Source organism: Pseudoroseomonas cervicalis ATCC 49957, from assembly GCF_000164635.1.
GTDB lineage: Bacteria > Pseudomonadota > Alphaproteobacteria > Acetobacterales > Acetobacteraceae > Pseudoroseomonas > Pseudoroseomonas cervicalis.
Window position 1 is genome coordinate 1 of sequence record NZ_GG770820.1, and the last position, 1122, is coordinate 1122.

The following is a 1122-nucleotide window of genomic DNA, read 5'->3' on the forward strand; positions in this document are numbered from 1 at the left end:
GGCCAGCCGCGCGCCGCGCTCGATCTGCGTCACCGCCGCCGCCGATTGCTGCGTCGCCGCCGATTGCTGCTGCGCGCCGCGGCTGATCTGGTCGATCGCCGTCATCACCTGCGCCGCGGCGCGGTTGATCTCCTCGACCGCGGAGGACAGCTCCTCCGAGGCGGCGGCGACCTCCTCGGCGCTCTTGCCGATGTCGCTGCTGTTCTTCAGCTCGTCGGCCATCTCCGACAACTCGGCCGAGGCCTGCTCGCTCTGGGCCAGGGCGCTGGCCTGCTGCTCGACGGTGCGCAGCGCCTCCTCGCAGGCGGCGGATTGCTCCTCGGCGGCGGCGGAGATCGCCTCCGCCCCCTTCTGCGCCTCGCGCGCGGCGTCGACCGATTGCGCGGCGGCGGCCAGGATGTCGCGCGCGCCGCGCAGGATCTCGCCCATCTCGGCGCGGATCCGCTCCAGCTGGGCGGTGATGGCGCGGCCCTTCTCCGCCTCGGCGGTGGCGGCGGCGGCGGAGCTGTTGATGCCCTCCGCGATCACCGTCACCTCGCCCTGGATCTGGCCGACCATCTCCTGGATGTCGCGCGCCGATTTCTCGGAGGTCTCGGCGAGGTTGCGCACCTCGTCGGCGACCACGGCGAAGCCCTTGCCGTGCTGCCCGGCGCGCGCCGCCTCGATCGCCGCGTTCAGCGCCAGCAGGTTGGTCTGGTCGGCGATGCGCGCCACCGCCTTGACGATGTCGCCGATATTGGCCGCCTGCTTCTCCAGCTCCGCCACCATGGCGACCGAGGCGGCCTGGCGCCGCGCCGCGTGGCCGATGCTGGCGATGCTGGCGGTGATCTGCGCGTTGACGCTGGCGACCAGGCTCTGCTGCGCCTCGGTCCGCTCCTCGGCGGCGGTGGCGCCGGCGCGCTGGCGGTCGAGGTTGCCGACCACGCGGGAGACGGCGCGCAGCGACTGCTCGGCGGCGCTGGAGGCCTCGGTGGCGCCGGCGCTGATCTGCTCCATGGCGCGGCGCAGCTCCTCGGCGGCGGAGCCCGCCTGGGCCAGGCCGCTGGCCACCTGGGTGGTGGCGCTGGCGACGCGCTCGGCCGCCTTCTGCTGGCGGGCATAGGTGCGCACCCGCTTCTGCGC

General features: G+C 74.5%; 1 protein-coding gene. It reads right to left on the minus strand.

Features of this window, described 5'->3' with window-relative positions:
• A partial coding sequence (locus HMPREF0731_RS19315) for a methyl-accepting chemotaxis protein (RefSeq protein WP_007005894.1) occupies positions 1 to 1122 on the minus strand: 1122 nt, incomplete at both ends.